The following is a 16621-nucleotide window of genomic DNA, read 5'->3' as shown; positions in this document are numbered from 1 at the left end:
CATGGGCGCATACATACTGCGGCGACTGGCTCTGATCATACCGACCCTGATCGGAATCATGCTGGTTAACTTCGTCATCGTACAGGCCGCGCCCGGTGGTCCGATCGAGCAGTTTGTTGCCCAGATGGAAGGCCACGGTGGCAGCGCCCTCGCCCGGGCCGGTGGTGGCGGTGGCAACGAGGTTTCCGGCTCGGACGGGGGCACGGACAGCCGCGGCACCCGGGGTATCCGTCCGGAGCTGCTGGACGAGCTTGAGCAGCTCTACGGGTTTGACAAGCCCGCCTCGGAGCGCTTCCTCAAGATGCTCGGTGACTACGCAACCTTTGATTTTGGCGATTCGTTCTATCGCGACCGCTCGGTCATTGACCTCATCATCGACAAAATGCCGGTCTCCATTTCACTGGGTCTGTGGTCGACGCTGATCATCTACCTCATTTCCATTCCTCTGGGTATCAAGAAAGCAGTCACCAACGGCTCCCGTTTCGACGTCTGGAGCAGCTCTGCCATTGTCGTTGGCTACGCCATACCCGGATTCCTGTTTGCGTTCCTGCTGATCGTGCTGTTCGCCGGCGGCAGTTATTTTGACTGGTTCCCACTGCGAGGCCTCACCTCGCCAAACTGGGACGAACTCAGCTGGCTTGAAAAAGTGGGCGACTATTTCTGGCATCTGGCGCTTCCGGTTACGGCGAACGTGATTGGCGGATTTGCAACCCTGACCCTGCTAACCAAGAACTCCTTTCTCGACGAAATCGGCAAGCAATATGTCGTCACGGCCAGGGCCAAAGGGCTTGAAGAACGCCAGGTACTTTATGGACATGTTTTCCGTAATGCGATGCTGATTGTAATCGCCAGCCTTCCGGGCGTTCTGGTATCGCTGTTTTTTACCAGCTCACTGTTGATCGAGGTGATTTTCTCGCTCGATGGCCTTGGCCTGCTTGGTTTTGAAGCCGCTCTGAACCGGGACTATCCGGTGCTGTTCGGCACACTGTACATCTACACCCTGATCGGTTTGGTGTTGAAACTGATCAGCGATATAACCTACGTGCTTGTCGATCCGCGGATTGACTTTGAAAGTCGGGAGGGTTGAGACGTGGCTGGCCTCAAGCTTTCGCCCATCCAGCAGCGTCGCCTGCAAAACTTCCGCAGCAACCGTCGGGGTTACTGGGCCCTCTGGCTGTTTCTCGTGCTCTTTGTACTGTCGCTGGGCGCCGAGCTGATCGCCAATGACAAACCGCTCATGCTGTCGTACAAAGACGACCTGCATTTCCCGCTGGTCGAGAACATTTCCGAGGAAGTGTTCGGCGGTTTTCTGCCCACAGAAGCCGATTACCGCGACCCCTTTATCCGTGATGAGATTGCAGCCAACGGCTGGATGCTGTGGCCTCCAATCCGCTTCAGCTACGACACGATCAACTATGAACTCGATGTCCCCTCTCCCGCACCACCCTCGGCTGAGAACTGGCTCGGAACTGACGATCAGGGGCGTGACGTTGCCGCTCGTGTGATCTATGGGTTCCGGATTTCAGTTCTGTTTGGTTTGATCCTCACCATACTGAGCAGTATTGTTGGCGTTGCGGTCGGAGCCCTTCAGGGTTACTACGGCGGCAAGGTCGATTTGCTGGGTCAACGCTTTATCGAGATCTGGTCCGGATTACCCGCACTGTACCTGCTGATCATCCTCTCAAGTATCGTTGAGCCCAATTTCTGGTGGCTGCTGGGCATCATGTTGCTGTTCAGCTGGATGGGGCTCGTTGATGTGGTTCGCGCCGAATTCCTCCGCGCCCGCAACTTCGAATATGTCCGGGCGGCCCGCGCTCTGGGTCTTGGCAACCGTATGATCATGTTCCGCCATATTCTGCCCAATGCCATGGTGGCAACGCTCACCTTTATGCCGTTCATACTGACTGGCGCGATCACAGGACTGACATCGCTGGACTTTCTCGGCTTCGGTCTGCCCTCCGGGTCTCCCTCCCTTGGAGAGCTCATCGCACAGGGCAAATCCAACCTCCATGCACCCTGGCTGGGTATCTCGGCCTTTGTCAGTCTCGCGCTCATGCTGACGCTGCTGGTTTTCGTCGGAGAGGCCGTGCGTGATGCCTTTGATCCCAGGAAGAACTAAGCCATGACGGACCTGCTGACCATTTCGAACCTTTCCATCAGCTTTAACCACGGAGCCGAGGTTGTCAGCAACGTGTCGCTGGCACTCAAATCCGGCCAGACACTTGCCCTCGTAGGCGAGAGTGGCTCAGGGAAGTCGATCACCGCTTTGTCAGTACTGCGATTGCTGGATGCCCGGCATGTCCAATACCCAAGCGGAGAGATCTTTTATCAGGGTGAGGATCTGTTAAAGGCGGATGAAAAGCGACTTCGGCAGATTCGTGGGCGTAACATCAGCATGATTTTCCAGGAGCCGATGACCTCGCTCAACCCGCTCCATACTGTGGAAAAGCAGATTTCTGAGAGCCTCGCTCTCCATATGGGCATGCGGGGTGAGCAGGCCCGCAAACGCTGCCTAGAACTGCTGACACTGGTCGGCATTGTCAATCCGGAAGAGCGGCTGAGCAGTTACCCACACCAGCTGTCCGGTGGGCAGAAACAGCGGGTGATGATCGCGATGGCTCTGGCGAATGAACCCGACCTGCTGATTGCAGACGAACCGACTACAGCGCTTGATGTCACCGTCCAGAAGCAGGTGCTGGAGTTGCTCGGTGAACTCCAGGCGCGTCTTGGTATGGCGGTCCTGTTGATCACCCATGACCTCACCATCGTCCGGAAATACGCGGATCAGGTGGCGGTCATGGAAAAAGGTGCCCTGGTTGAGCAAGCTGATACCGAGACACTGTTCGCCAGCCCCAGCCACCCCTACACACGGAAGCTGCTTGCCTCGGAGCCCCATAGCGCGCCACCTGCAGCGCCCCACTCCGACACGCCCCTGCTCGCGGTAAAAGACCTGAACGTTCGGTTTGCCACCTCAAAGAACTGGCTTGGAAAGCCCAAGACCTGGTTTCAGGCGGTTCAGAAGGTTGGTTTCGCCGTCAACAAGGGCGAAACCCTGGGCATTGTGGGTGAAAGCGGCAGCGGAAAAACCACCATCGGACATGCGCTGTTAAAGCTGACCGGCTGCGATGGCGTGATTGAGCTCAATGGCGAAAACCTTGCGGGGCTCAATCAGAAACAGTTTCGTCCCTACCGGCGCCAGGTTCAGATCGTCTTCCAGGACCCTTACGGAAGCCTCAGTCCCAGGATGTCCATTTCCGAGATTATCCGTGAGGGGCTGGAGATCCACGAACCCGACATTCCCGTTGAGGAACACGACAACAAGGTCGTTCAGGCGCTGAAGGATGTTGGTCTCGATCCCGACGCCCGCCACCGCTATCCGCACGAATTCTCAGGCGGTCAACGTCAGCGCATAGCGATCGCCCGCGCGCTGGTACTTCGCCCTGAGCTCATCATTCTCGATGAACCCACGTCGGCCCTGGACCGGACTGTCCAGAGTCAGGTGATTGAACTGCTTCTCGATCTGCAGGCCCGCTATCACATCAGTTACCTGTTCATCAGTCATGATCTGGCGGTCGTGCGGGCGTTAAGCCATAAACTGCTGGTACTTCGTCGTGGCGAAATTGTTGAGTATGGCGATGCCTCCTCCGTCTTTGCCCGGCCTCAATCCGATTACACCCGTGAATTGCTCACGGCGGCGTTTTTCTATCAGAACCCTCCGGCTGACTCGCATACATCAGCCGGGACTACGACCAATTGAGCGTAACTCCAGACAACCGGTTTGGGGATAATGCTTGAACATTGCTACTCAGGGAGACACCAAATGGGAATTCTCAGCGGCAAAAAAGCGCTGATTGTAGGCGTAGCCAGCAAACATTCCATCGCAGCCGGTATCGCGGAAGCATTCTATCAGCAAGGGGCCGAACTGGCTTTCACCTACCAGAACGACAAGCTCAAATCTCGGGTTGAAAAGTTTGCAGAAGGCTGGGGCAGCTCACTGACGTTCCCCTGTGACGTGGGCAGCGATGAAGAAATCGAGACCGCGTTCAAGGCCATCGGTGAGCACTGGGACAAGATCGACATCATTGTCCACTCTGTCGGTTTTGCTCCCGCTCACGAGCTTGACGGCAATTACGTCGACGTCACCACCCGTGACGGCTTCCGGATTGCCCACGACATCAGCTCCTATAGTTTTGTCGCACTGGCGAAAGGCGCCCGCAACATGCTTAGCGAGAACAGCTCTCTGCTGACACTGAGCTACCTGGGTGCCGAAAAAGTACTGCCAAACTACAACGTCATGGGCCTGGCCAAAGCTTCTCTCGAAGCCAACGTCCGCTTCATGGCCTCCAGCCTCGGCAAAGACGGGGTTCGGGTTAATGGTATCTCCGCAGGTCCGATCAAGACCCTTGCCGCGTCGGGAATCAAGAGCTTCCGCCGCATGTTGGCAGAAAACGCCAAGCGTGCACCGCTGCGTCGGAACGTAACCCAGGAAGAAGTCGGTAATGCCGCCGCGTTCCTGTGTTCCGATCTTGCCAGTGGTGTGACCGGTGAGATCATGCATGTTGATGCTGGCTTCAACGTAACGGCCATGGGCGATCTTGAAGACTGATCCTCACAGCCGCTGAATCCAGAAAGGGCGACCATGGACGACATTCCCAGGGTCGCCCTGCCTCAGGCGTCCGCCAGGGCAAGGGCTACCGCATCAACCCAACTTAGAAAGGCCTGGGTGTCTGAACTGACCACCTTAAGTCCCACCTGCCAGCAGCCCTGAACCGATTTTACCCGCTCACACCACATAACATCGACAGCCAGCTCATGAAAAGGCTGACTGGGGTTCAGTTGGACTTTGGCCGCCAATAGCGCCCCGACGGTTACGGGCACCTTGGTTTCTATCCGGACCCCCCCTGCAGACAGATCGCGGGTATCCGCTGAAATCGTACGGCCACCCTGACCTGCTCCGGGATCATCAGACTCCACTTCAAGAACCACCAACGCCCTGCCCGCCAACCGAAAATCGGCACGCAGTTCAGTCCGCTTTTTACTCTTTTGTACCGGATGACTGTCCATGGTTATCCGCTCCACGTTCATTAATGGATCTGCTCAGGATTTCCCTACCCGGATGCGACCAACAACCCGCGACAGCGTATCGTCAAATTCCGCCGCCTCACTGAGGATTCGCACGTGCCCCTGAACCAGATCACCAATCAGGCTTTTCTCGGTGTACTCTGTCCGGTTCAGACCAAGTCGATCCACGAAGATCAGCTTCTGTGTCGCCGGGATCCTGACAGCCAACTTGAGCCGCAAAAGGTTTTCACCCCCAACCTCATTCTCGACCACGATCCAGCTCCCAAGGCTCAAATTGTCTACCGATTGGCGGGCCGCCAGTCTTTTTTACGATGAGCCCTGAGCGCTTCAGCTTCACGTTGTTCCCGTTGCTGCTGCTCTTGCTCAGCTTGGGCGCGCTCCGCTTCCCGGCGCTCCAGTTCCAGTTCTTCACGTTTGCGGGCCTCGGCTGCCTCAATTCTGCTACGAAGCGCCTCCGCCTGGTCTTTCGCTGCACGGGCGGCCTTTTGCCGCTGTTCGAGCTGACTCTGATAGTTCTGATGCAATTCAATCACTGATTCACGGAGTACATCCTGAAATTGCCTTGTTGCGGGGAGTATCCGCAGCAGGCCCTTGTTCCGCGCTTCTACAAAATCGCTCCAGGACGTCGTCCCGAGCTTTACCCCAAATCCGTTTGTCCATAACACCTCATTGGTCTCTTCGAGCAAGGCAAAGAAGTAGCGTCGCTGCTCCGAAGCGCCACTCCCCTCAACGAACCACCGCCCGGATACTGACCCAACATCCGCCTGGGAAGGTTTTGAAAAGGCCAGCCAGGATTCATCGTATTCAAACCGGCCATTGCCTGAGGTTGAAGCGAGCTCCAGGGGCTCACCCCGCAACCGCGCCACGATGACGGATTCAACCGCAGCCGTGGCTCCGTCCGCCATGGCGCCTCCCATTGACTGTGTCCAGACATCGGCCAATTTGTCGCTAATCTGTTCGCCGACCTGATAAAGCCGCTCGTCTTCCCCGCCAGAGAGCGTGGCATCGCCAATCCACACCAACCATTCCAGCAGCTTGTTGGCATGACGCCACTGGGCAGCGTCAACCCCATTCGAAAAGGCCACCTGCCGCATGAGGGGCAGCCAGTAATCATGAATAAAGTTCGCGACCGCCAGGGGTAAGTGGCGGTTAGCAAGCGCGCGACCAACAGCCGCTTTTGCGGTCTGGTCTGCGCGCCGCTGGCGGGCGATTCCGGATTCAGACTGCAGCAGACGTTCGCGAAGTTTCACGGACCGTTCAGCGCGCCTCTGAGCGTCCCTTTGCCATTGATCGCAAAAGTCCCGGAACGGAGACAAAGACTGCTGTTCAAAACTCGCGGCGACCGCAATCACCATGGCGTCAAGCTGATCGAGCAAGGCCCGCGAGGACCGCCCCCCAGAATCACTCCAGCCCCGCCATTCCGCCAGGCTGTCGAGCCAGTGTCGAAGGCATTCATCAAGTGCCTGGCCACCCTCTTCCGATAACCGCCAGGCCAGGAAAAAGCGCAGCCTCGCCACTTGCCGGGCAAGCACCACATTCAGGCCGGAGGTTTCCAGAAAGGCATCCATGATGCGATCAGCCATGTAGGCTGAATTTACTTGCGTCACGGTCCAGGTCACTGAAACAGAATTCAGTAAATGAACAACGGTTTCATCCCGCTGCTCACTCCAACAGGACAGTAGCAAAGGGCGCCAATCCGATACCTGGCCAGCACCAATCGGATTGAGCGGGTACGGCAGGTCAGAGATGCGAATACCCTGGATAATAGGATCAACAATATCGGTTGATGTCGGGTCGTCCAGTTGCCCTGGCTTCTCGTTGATCGTGGATGACATCAGCGCTTTGGTCCAGTGATGAGAACAGATTGCATTATTAAGCAGAGTACCCAATTGCAACACGTTGTTAAATCTGCGTCCAGAACATTAGGGTGCCCCGTTCCAAGGTTCAGCAAATTACCCGGGAATGCGCTAAAACCGCGGCTACAGGCGGGTCCATCCGATTGCAAAGGCGATGTAAATGGCGCAGTATATCGAACTCTCTGGAATCCGGGCGGGACGCTCCGATCCAGCATGCGCAACGATTCAGGTCGGGAGCAGCCTCTCTTTCGTGACATTGCTTCCGAGAACGTAATACATCGAGGATAAGAACAGAATGTCCGGCAACAAGCTTGAGAACGTCAACGTGGCCAGCCAGGAAACGTTGATCACCCCTGAGGCCCTGAAAAAGGAAATGCCGCTGTCCGAAAAGGCAGCTGCCACAGTCGACCAGGGCCGGCAGGCGATCTATGACATCATGGACGGTAAAGACCACCGCCTGTTTATCGTCGTTGGCCCCTGTTCCATCCACGACCTCAAAGCTGCCCGCGAATATGCCGAACGCCTGAAAGTACTGGCGGATGAAGTCAGCGACACCCTGCTTATCGTCATGCGGGTCTATTTCGAAAAGCCACGGACCACGGTTGGCTGGAAAGGTCTGATTAACGACCCTCACCTCGATGACACCTTCGATATCGAACAGGGCCTGCACATTGGCCGCCGGCTGCTGCTTGATATTGCCGAACTGGGTCTGCCAACGGCGACTGAAGCGCTTGATCCCATTTCGCCGCAATACCTGCAGGACACCATCTCCTGGTCTGCCATCGGGGCCCGTACCACGGAATCCCAGACGCACCGTGAGATGAGCAGTGGACTGTCCATGGCCATCGGTTTCAAGAACGGCACCGACGGCAGCCTCGACGTCGCCGTGAATGCCATGAAGTCCGTGTCGCACCCTCACAGCTTCCTGGGCATCAACCAACAGGGTCAGGTCTCCATCATCCGTACGTCCGGTAATGCCTACGGTCATGTCGTACTTCGCGGAGGCGGCGGAAAGCCCAATTACGATTCAGTGAGCGTTGCCCTGTGCGAAAAAGCTCTGGAAAAAGCCGGCTTGCGCAAGTCCATCATGGTTGACTGCAGTCACGCCAACTCCAACAAGGATCCGGGCCTGCAGCCTCTGGTTATGCAAGACATCAGCCACCAGATCCTGGAAGGCAACAAATCCATTCAGGGCCTGATGGTCGAAAGCCATCTCAACTGGGGTAATCAGCCAATCCCGGAGAACCTCAGCGACATGAAATACGGTGTGTCCATCACGGATGCCTGCATTGACTGGGACACCACAGAAAAAGCGATCCGCGACATGCGTGACAAGCTCAGGGATGTGCTGCCCAAGCGTTAATCACATGGCGTAACGCCACAAAAAAGCCGAAGGACACGTACTGTGCCTTCGGCTTTTTTGTTTAACCCGGGTGGAGAGTTATTGGCCGACCCAGTCCAGCTTGGATCGCAGCTCCACCACATGCCCGATAATGATGATCGTCGGTGCCGTTACACCACTGTCGCGGACCCGCTCCACGATGTTACCCAGCTCTCCTACAATTACCTTCTGCTCAGGGGTTGTGCCCTTTGAAACCAGGGCCACCGGCATATCAGCAGACATCCCATGGGCCATCAGCTCACGGCTGATGATCGGCAAACCCACCAGACCCATATAGAACACCAGCGTCTGGTTGTTTTGCACAAAGTCCTGCCACGGCAAATCGCAGGTATCGTTTTTCAGGTGACCGGTAACGAAGCGCACCGACTGGGCATAGTTCCGGTGTGTCAGCGGAATGCCGGAATACGCTGCGCAACCGGAAGCCGCCGTAATACCGGGAACGACCTGAAAGCGCACGCCTGCTTCGGCCAGGGTTTCGATTTCCTCACCACCGCGGCCAAAGATAAACGGATCCCCCCCCTTCAGGCGCACCACCCGCTTTCCACTCTGGGCAAGTTCCACCAGCCGCTGGTTGATCTGCTCCTGAGGGAGAGTGTGATCGGAACGACGCTTACCGACGTGAATACGCTCAGCGTCTTCAGGAATCAGTTCGAGTATTTCCGGGGAGACCAGGCGGTCATAGAGCACCACTTCAGCGCTCGTCAGCAGCCGCCAGGCTTTGAGCGTCAAAAGTTCGGGGTCACCGGGGCCGGCACCAATAAGGAACACTTCACCGGCCGAGTCGTTGGGATTTTCCGTTACCGGGTTCTTTGCATAGCGGGCTGGCACCGTTTTGGTGCTGGCGCCCTTCTTTGGGGCGCCATCTTGTCTATTTTGGTTCATTGAATCCTGTCAGTGCTTCGCATGTACGGCTTGAGAACATCGGGAACCAGTATGCTGCCGTCCGCCTGCTGGTAGTTCTCCATGACCGCAATCAGGGTTCGACCTACAGCAAGCCCTGAACCGTTCAATGTGTGTACAGGTTCGGGTTTTCCGGTTTCCGGGTTACGCCACCTTGCATGCATGCGCCGTGCCTGAAAGTCCCTGGTGTTGGAACAGGACGAAATTTCGCGGTATTTACCCTGGCCTGGCAACCAGACTTCAAGATCGTAAGTGCGTGCCGCGGAAAAGCCCATATCGCCGCCGCAGAGCTCCACCACACGATACGGGAGCTCAAGCAACTGCAGGACCTTCTCGGCGTGCCCGGTCAACGCCTCAAGGGCCGCGTCTGACTCGTGGGGGCGAACCACATGCACCAGTTCCACCTTGTCGAACTGGTGCTGACGAATCATGCCGCGGGTGTCACGCCCGTAGGAACCCGCCTCACTCCGGAAACAGGGCGTATGGCAGACAAGGCGCAGCGGCAGTTCGGCATCATCAAGAATGGAATTACTGACCAGGTTCGTTGCCGGGACTTCTGCAGTAGGAATCAGATACAGCGGCTTTTCGCCATCCATTTTGAACAGGTCTTCTTCAAACTTGGGCAGCTGGCCGGTACCAAACAGCGTCTCAGCGTTAACCAGGTATGGAACGTAAGCTTCGGTATAGCCATGCTCGCTGGTATGGAGATCCAGCATGAACTGGGCCAGAGCGCGATGCAGACGGGCAATACCACCTGTCATGACCGCAAACCGGGAATGAGCCAGGTTGCTGGCGCGCTCGAAATCGAGACCGCCCAGCGCTTCGCCGAGGGCGACGTGGTCCTGAACCTCAAAGTCAAATTCCCGGGGCGTACCCCAGCGCCGGACTTCGACGTTATCGTCTTCGCTTTCGCCCCTGGGGACGGTTTCGTCCGGAACATTGGGAATGCCGGCCAGGAACGCATTCAGCTCATCCTGAACCAGACGCAATTCCTCTTCCGCTTCTGAGCGCTGCTTCTTCAGGCTTTCAACTTCGTCCAGCAGCGGTTGAATATCTTCGCCTGCGGCCTTGGCTTTACCAATAGATTTGGATCGCTTGTTCTGCTCGCTCTGAAGCGTTTCGGTACGCACCTGAATAGATCGACGGCGCTCTTCGAGTTGCTCAAAGGCGGCTGTATCGAGGGTGTAGTTCTTCACAGCCAGTTGACGGGCAATCTCTTCGGTCTGGGTACGGACACGTTTGGGATCGAGCATGGTAATCCTGATAATTGATCGTTCGGGTTTAGCCGAGCCCTTAATGGCTTGGGCTCAAGGCGCAATGGCAGCATTATACCTTCGCCAGCGTGCCTTGCCAGCGCACCGGCGCAGTCATTTCGAGAATCCGGGCACGGGCCTGCCTAATCGTTTCGGGGGTAACGCTGCTGAGGACTGGCATCATTCAGCGCATCGAGTCGTTCACGCTTTTCTGCCAGCTTGATTTCCAGTCCACGATCGACCGGGTGATAGTAACGCCGCCCATGAATCGCCTCAGGAAAATAGGACTCGCCTGCCGCAAATGCCCCGGGTTCATCGTGGGCATAGCGGTATTCATCGCCGTGCCCCAGGGACTTCATCAGTTGAGTGGGCGCATTTCGCAGGTGAACCGGTACCTGGTAGTCCGGCTCATCGCGGATATCCGCCATACAACGATTAAACGCCTGATAAACACCGATACTTTTCGGCGCCAGGGCCAGGTACGTGACCGCCTGAGCCAACGCGAGCTCTCCCTCCGGCGAGCCCAGCCGTTCCTGGGTTTCCCAGGCATCCAGACTCAGTCGCAGCGCCCGGGGATCCGCGTTACCAATGTCCTCACTGGCAATGCGGACCAACCGGCGGGCAATGTAAAGCGGGTCACAACCGCCATCCAGCATCCGGCAGAGCCAATACAGGGAAGCATCGGGATCAGAGCCGCGAACGGATTTATGCAACGCTGAGATCTGGTCATAAAATACGTCGCCACCCTTGTCGAACCGACGCAGACTGGTTTGCAGGACCATCTCAAGATTCTGGGGGGTGATCTGCGGTATACCCTGGTCATCAGGCTCCGCCAGATCGCTTCCCACTTCGAGGATATTCAGGGCACGGCGAGCGTCGCCAGAGGCTGCGGAAGCAATCAGTGCCAGCACATCATCGGCGACCGCAACCTGACCCGCCAATCCTTCTTCAGAGGCGAGCACCCGTCTGAGGAGCAACAGCAACTCGTCTTCGCTCAGGTTCTTGAGCACATAGACCCGCGTACGGGACAAAAGGGCGCTATTGAGCTCAAACGAAGGATTTTCGGTCGTGGCACCGACAAATATAAAGGTGCCATCTTCAATATGGGGAAGAAAGGCATCCTGCTGCCCCTTGTTGAAACGATGCACCTCATCGACGAACAACAGGGTACCGCGTCCTTCTGACTGCTTGCGCAACTTCGCCCGCTGAACGACTTCACGTATGTCCTTGACACCGCTTAGCACAGCCGACAGGGTTTCAAAGCTGAGCTGACCAACGTTGGCCAGCAGACGGGCAAAGGTGGTCTTGCCGACACCGGGCGGCCCCCACAAAATCATGGAGTGCAGCTGTTCCTGCTCGACAGCTCGTCGTAACGGCTTGCCGGGGCCTACGAGATGGGTCTGACCAACATAGTCATCGAGATTCTTTGGCCGCACTCTGGCAGCCAGCGGCTCAACGCCCTGATCACCAAAGAGGCTGTCCTGCATCAGATCTCGTCCTGGATGACATCGACATCATCCGGATATTCCAGGGTAAAGGTGGTATCTGGCAGGTCCGCGTTGAGCTCGATCTGATCGAAGCTCAGGATGCTGAACTGGGCGAGGGAATCCTCCATGCGCATTTCCTGCAGTTCCCCACCATAGAATGACAGACGCAACGACACAAACAGCGAATCCGGGTTACGGGGCTTCAGGGTGAATTCCCGGGTTTGCTCACCCAGTGCACGCTGGGTCACTTCGTAGCTTTCCGCGAGATTATCCACTTCGCCACTGAGCAGTAAGGCCGGTGTACTGGAGGCCCGTTGATCAAGTGTATGAATCGTTACCTGCTCAAGGTCCGGATCGTAAACGGATACCTGTTCACCGTCACTGACAATGAACTGCGCAAGCGGTGCCCGGGTCTCCCAATAGAACAGCCCTGGGCGTTTGGCTTTCAGTTCACCCCGGGTTTCCTGTACCGGGCCCCCGTTTTCACTGACCAGAATCTGTATAAAGCTGGCCTGATAAGTTCGGTATCCCTTGAGTATTTCTGCGAGTTCACCTGCAGCATCCACTGACGGCTGAGCGAAGGTGGACTGTGCGCCCAGCCCGAACATCAGTGCAACGAACCCAAGAATCATTTTTCGGAAAACCATACAACCTCTCCTAGTCTCTTGGCGGTGGCGGTGCCAGCACTTCCCGAGTGCCATTATGACCGGCGGCACTTACAACCCCTGACGCCTCCATGGCCTCTACCAGGTTGGCAGCACGGTTATAACCAATCTTGAATTTTCTCTGTACTGAAGAAATCGACACCCGCCGCCCTTCAGTGACAAATGCCACCGCCTCATCAAACAGCGAGTCACTTTCATTGTCACCGCCTTCGGACAGCGACGGCACGCCAGGCAGACTTTCACCCTCCGCGCCATTGAGAACGTCTTCCACATAAACCGGTTCGCCGCGGGCCTTCCAGGCACTCACCACCCGGTGCACTTCGTCATCGTCGACAAAGGCACCATGAACCCGGACGGGCAAACCAGTGCCTGGTGGCATGTAAAGCATATCGCCATGCCCCAGCAACTGTTCGGCCCCTCCCTGATCGAGTACCGTGCGGGAATCGATTTTTGAGGACACCTGGAACGAAATCCGGGTTGGGATATTGGCCTTGATCAGACCGGTAATCACATCCACAGACGGTCTCTGGGTGGCCAGGATCAGATGAATTCCCGCTGCCCGGGCTTTCTGCGCGATGCGGGCAATCAATTCTTCCACTTTTTTGCCGACAATCATCATCATGTCAGCGAATTCATCGATCACCACGACAATGAACGGCAGCGTTTCTAGCTCCGGCCGTTCCTGCTCATCGTTGGCCAGATACTCATCAGGCTTCCACAGCGGGTCGAGCAAGGGTTCGCCTGCTTCCTGGGCATCTTTGACCTTGCGGTTGTAACCGGCAATGTTGCGGACCCCGAGATTCGCCATCAGGCGATAACGCCGTTCCATTTCAGCCACACACCAACGGAGACCATTGGCGGCTTCCTTCATGTCAGTCACAACCGGTGCGAGCAAATGCGGAATACCATCGTAGATACTCAGTTCGAGCATCTTGGGATCCACCATGATGAAGCGGACTTCTTCCGGCGTCGCTTTAAGCAACATACTGAGCAGCATGGCGTTAACCCCAACCGATTTACCGGAACCGGTGGTACCGGCTACCAGCAAGTGGGGCATCTTGGCAAGATTGGCAACCATCGGGTTACCGCCAATATCGTTACCCAAGGCCAGGGTCAGCGGCGACGATGATTCTTCGAAAACCCGCGCGCCCAGTACTTCACTGAGCCGGACCATTTCCCGGGCTTCGTTAGGGATCTCTATACCAATCACTGACTTGCCCGGAATAACCTCAACGACACGAACACTCAGTACGGCCAGCGAACGGGCAAGGTCCTTCGCAAGATTGGAAATCTTGCTGACCTTCACTCCCGGTGCAGGTTTGATTTCAAAGCGGGTGATTACAGGCCCTGGATTGACCTCAACCACTTCCACCGTAACCCCAAAATCCGACAACTTTTCTTCAAGCAGTCGCGACATATGCTCAAGCGACTCGGGGGAATACCCCTTCTCCTTATGCTCTTCCGGGGGGTCCAGCAGAGAAATGGGAGGAATCGCGCTCTCGATGTCATCAAACAACGACGGCTGGCTTTCCGGCTCTTTTTTACGAGCAGATTCATCTCGCTTGAAAGGCAGGATCTTGAGAGATTTTCCGGTCTTTTTCTCGTCATTTACCGGCTTTTTGACCGGTTCTTCACGAGATTTAACGGGTTGACGTACCACATCCCGGCGTTCATCCGCTTCCATAGGCTCTTCCGTCCAGGGAACCGAATCGTTCTCGGAGGCAAAACTTTCCAGATACGAAGTGTCATCAATACCCGGCGCCACACCGTCAAGGCCAGGCTCGATCCGTCGCTGCTGAGGCGGCACTACCCTACCCTGCTTCGGAGCGCGCTTAAACAGTCCGCCAAACCGTTGCAGCAAGCCGACTTTTGGCGCGCGGCTAGCGCCCTGTTCGACTGGATTGCTGAGAATCGGCGGTTCTGGTTCAGGGTCAGGCTTCTTCGGGCGACTTTTTTGCTCAACCGGGTTGGACCGAGACGTGTTCTTTTCAAGGCGGCCGTGGGCGAACGCCCGGATACGCTCATATCCGGCAAGGGTCAGCGCTCCAAGACGGTCCATAAGCCAGAACCAGGACAACCCGGTGGTCACCGTAAGCGCAAACAGGAATATAGCCACTAAAAGCAAGGTGGTGGCAGGCAAGTTGAACAGCCGCACCATCGCATCAGAAACAGCAATCCCCATGACACCACCAGACGAGGCGCTCAGTCCCATGACCGAATAGAGTGCAAGCAGGCTGGTCAGTGAAAGCAGGATGAGCGCAAAGCCGCCGAAGCGTAACAGGAACAGTGGCCAGTGCATCTCAAGTGGGTCATTCCGGCGCCGGACCAGCATGATGGCGTACCCGGCAACCATCACCGGGAACAGGAAGGCAACGTGGCCAAAAAAGTCCATAAACAGACTGGCCAGCCAGGCGCCGGTGCGTCCGGCAGCATTGGTGACCTCGGTCTGGTGGCCGATACTCGCCCAGCCTGGATCAGCCGGGCTGAACGTGACCAACGCCATGGTCAGATAGATCGCCAGCACAATCAGGGCAATCACCGCACCTTCCCGGGCACCTTGAGCGACCAGACCGTGAAAACGCTTTTGCTTCTCAGTGAGCGGCGGTAGTTGAGTCGATTTTTTTGCCTCTGCCATGAACTGCCTGACGAATCCTTTACTCGTTATAGAAACTACCGGTCCGGAATTCCGGCCCCGATATCGACGGTTCGACTGGTGAGCACGGTCGCCTCTGGGGCGGCCTTAAAGCGCGTTGAGGCCGCGCTCCAGATCACATTTGAGGTCATCTATGTCCTCAATGCCAACAGACAACCTCACCAGGTTTTCCGTAATCCCTGCCCGGGCCTTGTCTTCGTCAGACAAGCGACCGTGGGTGGTGGTGGCCGGATGGGTGATGGTGGTTTTTACGTCACCGAGGTTTGCGGTAATCGAAATCATCCGCGTGGCGTCAATCAACTTCCACGCCTGCTCACGTCCACCCCGTACCCGGAAAGACAAGACGCCCCCAAATCCTTTCTGCTGTTTGCTGGCCATCTCATGCTGGGGGTGTCCCGGAAGACCCGAATAGAACACCTCTTCAACCTTGGGTTGCTGCTCGAGCCACTTCGCCAACTCTAGCGCATTCTCGCAGTGGGCACGCATACGAATTGGTAACGTTTCCAGCCCCTTAAGGAATACCCACGCATTGAATGGACTCATGGTTGGCCCGGCGGACCGGAGGAAACCATAAACCTCTTCCATCAGTGCGTTGGGGCCAACAACGACGCCGCCAACACAGCGGCCCTGGCCATCCAGGTACTTGGTTGCTGAATGAATGACGATATCAGCTCCGAAATCCAACGGACGCTGGAGGATCGGGGTGCAGAAACAGTTGTCGACAACCAGCAGTGCATCCGATTGCCGGGCCAGCGCTGACAGTGCTGACAGATCCGCCACCTCTCCCAGTGGGTTCGATGGTGTTTCCAGGAACAGCATGCGCGTCTCGGGCCGCACCGCCGCCTGCCATTCTGCCATATCGGTCAGGCTGGCAAAGGTCGTTTCGACACCAAAACGGGCCATATATTTCTGGAACAGCACGTTGGTGGTGCCGAACACGCCACGGGAGCACACCACGTGGTCCCCGCTTTTCAGCAGCGCCATGCAGGTGCTCAGGATCGCCGCCATGCCAGAGGCAGTCGCCACCGCGCGCTCACCACCCTCCATCGCCGCTATACGCGCTTCGAACGCCTGCACGGTGGGATTGGTAAAGCGCGAGTAGATATTTCCCGGCTCGTCGCCACCAAAACGCGCAGCGGCCTGAGCCGCACTGCCATACACGAAACTTGAAGTGGGAAAAATCGCGTCGCTGTGTTCCAGCTGACCCGTCCTGATCTGGCCGGCGCGTACCGCCAGGGTATCAACGGACATACCCTCGAGATCCGATTCCGGGATCATGACGTGCTCTTCGCGGCGGTAGGTCATCTAAAACATCCTCACTTC

At 56.8% G+C, this 16621-nt stretch carries 14 protein-coding genes; 5 read left to right on the top strand and 9 right to left on the bottom strand.

The genetic code is table 11. From position 1 onward, the window contains the following. Position 1: 1 nt before the first annotated feature. The 4 genes from BLV11_RS06490 (at position 2) to BLV11_RS06475 (ending at position 4606) form a co-directional block, all read left to right on the top strand. Positions 2 to 1087, top strand: coding sequence for a microcin C ABC transporter permease YejB (locus tag BLV11_RS06490; protein ID WP_091812150.1), 1086 nt, complete (start codon positions 2 to 4; stop codon positions 1085 to 1087). A 3-nt stretch (positions 1088 to 1090) separates the two neighbouring features. Beyond that, positions 1091 to 2119, top strand: coding sequence for an ABC transporter permease (locus BLV11_RS06485; protein WP_091812149.1), 1029 nt, complete (start codon positions 1091 to 1093; stop codon positions 2117 to 2119). 3 nt (positions 2120 to 2122) lie between these two features. Next, positions 2123 to 3757, top strand: a complete 1635-nt coding sequence (locus BLV11_RS06480; protein ID WP_091812148.1) for an ABC transporter ATP-binding protein — start codon at positions 2123 to 2125, stop codon at positions 3755 to 3757. Positions 3758 to 3820: 63 nt separating this feature from the next. Then, positions 3821 to 4606, top strand: a complete 786-nt coding sequence (locus BLV11_RS06475) for an enoyl-ACP reductase FabI (protein WP_091812147.1) — start codon at positions 3821 to 3823, stop codon at positions 4604 to 4606. A 62-nt stretch (positions 4607 to 4668) separates the two neighbouring features. Here the strand turns inward: BLV11_RS06475 and BLV11_RS06470 are convergent, their stop codons facing one another. From BLV11_RS06470 to BLV11_RS06465, 3 genes are read right to left on the bottom strand one after another with little or no spacing between them, the layout of a single operon-like run. After that, positions 4669 to 5064 (bottom strand): PilZ domain-containing protein, encoded by a 396-nt coding sequence (locus BLV11_RS06470; protein ID WP_175528298.1) that lies wholly within the window; start codon positions 5062 to 5064, stop codon positions 4669 to 4671. Between the two features lie 33 nt (positions 5065 to 5097). Next, positions 5098 to 5334 (bottom strand): DUF1631 family protein, encoded by a 237-nt coding sequence (locus BLV11_RS18490; RefSeq protein ID WP_245725939.1) that lies wholly within the window; start codon positions 5332 to 5334, stop codon positions 5098 to 5100. Positions 5335 to 5360: 26 nt separating this feature from the next. Continuing rightward, positions 5361 to 6917, bottom strand: coding sequence for a DUF1631 family protein (locus BLV11_RS06465; RefSeq protein ID WP_139173214.1), 1557 nt, complete (start codon positions 6915 to 6917; stop codon positions 5361 to 5363). A 316-nt stretch (positions 6918 to 7233) separates the two neighbouring features. Here BLV11_RS06465 and BLV11_RS06460 point away from each other — a divergent pair, with 316 nt between their 5' ends. Beyond that, a complete protein-coding gene (locus BLV11_RS06460) occupies positions 7234 to 8301 on the top strand; it encodes a 3-deoxy-7-phosphoheptulonate synthase (protein ID WP_091812145.1) in 1068 nt (355 codons plus the stop codon). 78 nt (positions 8302 to 8379) lie between these two features. Here the strand turns inward: BLV11_RS06460 and cobA are convergent, their stop codons facing one another. The 6 genes from cobA to BLV11_RS06430 form a co-directional block, all read right to left on the bottom strand. Next, entirely contained in the window at positions 8380 to 9222 is an 843-nt protein-coding gene (gene cobA, locus BLV11_RS06455; protein ID WP_091812144.1) for a uroporphyrinogen-III C-methyltransferase, read from the bottom strand. Next, positions 9219 to 10493, bottom strand: coding sequence for a serine--tRNA ligase (gene serS / locus BLV11_RS06450; protein ID WP_091812143.1), 1275 nt, complete (start codon positions 10491 to 10493; stop codon positions 9219 to 9221). Before serS ends, cobA begins: the two co-directional genes overlap by 4 nt. Before the next feature lie 143 nt (positions 10494 to 10636). Beyond that, complete coding sequence (locus BLV11_RS06445) at positions 10637 to 11980, bottom strand: replication-associated recombination protein A (protein WP_091812142.1); 1344 nt, start codon at positions 11978 to 11980, stop codon at positions 10637 to 10639. Then, positions 11980 to 12588, bottom strand: a complete 609-nt coding sequence (lolA, locus tag BLV11_RS06440) for an outer membrane lipoprotein periplasmic chaperone LolA (RefSeq protein ID WP_245725951.1) — start codon at positions 12586 to 12588, stop codon at positions 11980 to 11982. Before lolA ends, BLV11_RS06445 begins: the two co-directional genes overlap by 1 nt. 49 nt (positions 12589 to 12637) lie before the next feature. Beyond that, positions 12638 to 15280 (bottom strand): DNA translocase FtsK, encoded by a 2643-nt coding sequence (locus BLV11_RS06435; RefSeq protein WP_091812140.1) that lies wholly within the window; start codon positions 15278 to 15280, stop codon positions 12638 to 12640. 105 nt (positions 15281 to 15385) lie between these two features. Further along, positions 15386 to 16603 (bottom strand): O-succinylhomoserine sulfhydrylase, encoded by a 1218-nt coding sequence (locus tag BLV11_RS06430; protein WP_091812139.1) that lies wholly within the window; start codon positions 16601 to 16603, stop codon positions 15386 to 15388. Positions 16604 to 16621 lie beyond the last annotated feature (18 nt).

The sequence above is a fragment of the Marinobacter mobilis genome, assembly GCF_900106945.1.
In the GTDB taxonomy this organism is placed as follows: domain Bacteria; phylum Pseudomonadota; class Gammaproteobacteria; order Pseudomonadales; family Oleiphilaceae; genus Marinobacter; species Marinobacter mobilis.
The sequence above is the reverse complement of the archived record's forward strand: the minus strand, read 5'-3'. Positions and strand labels throughout refer to the sequence as shown.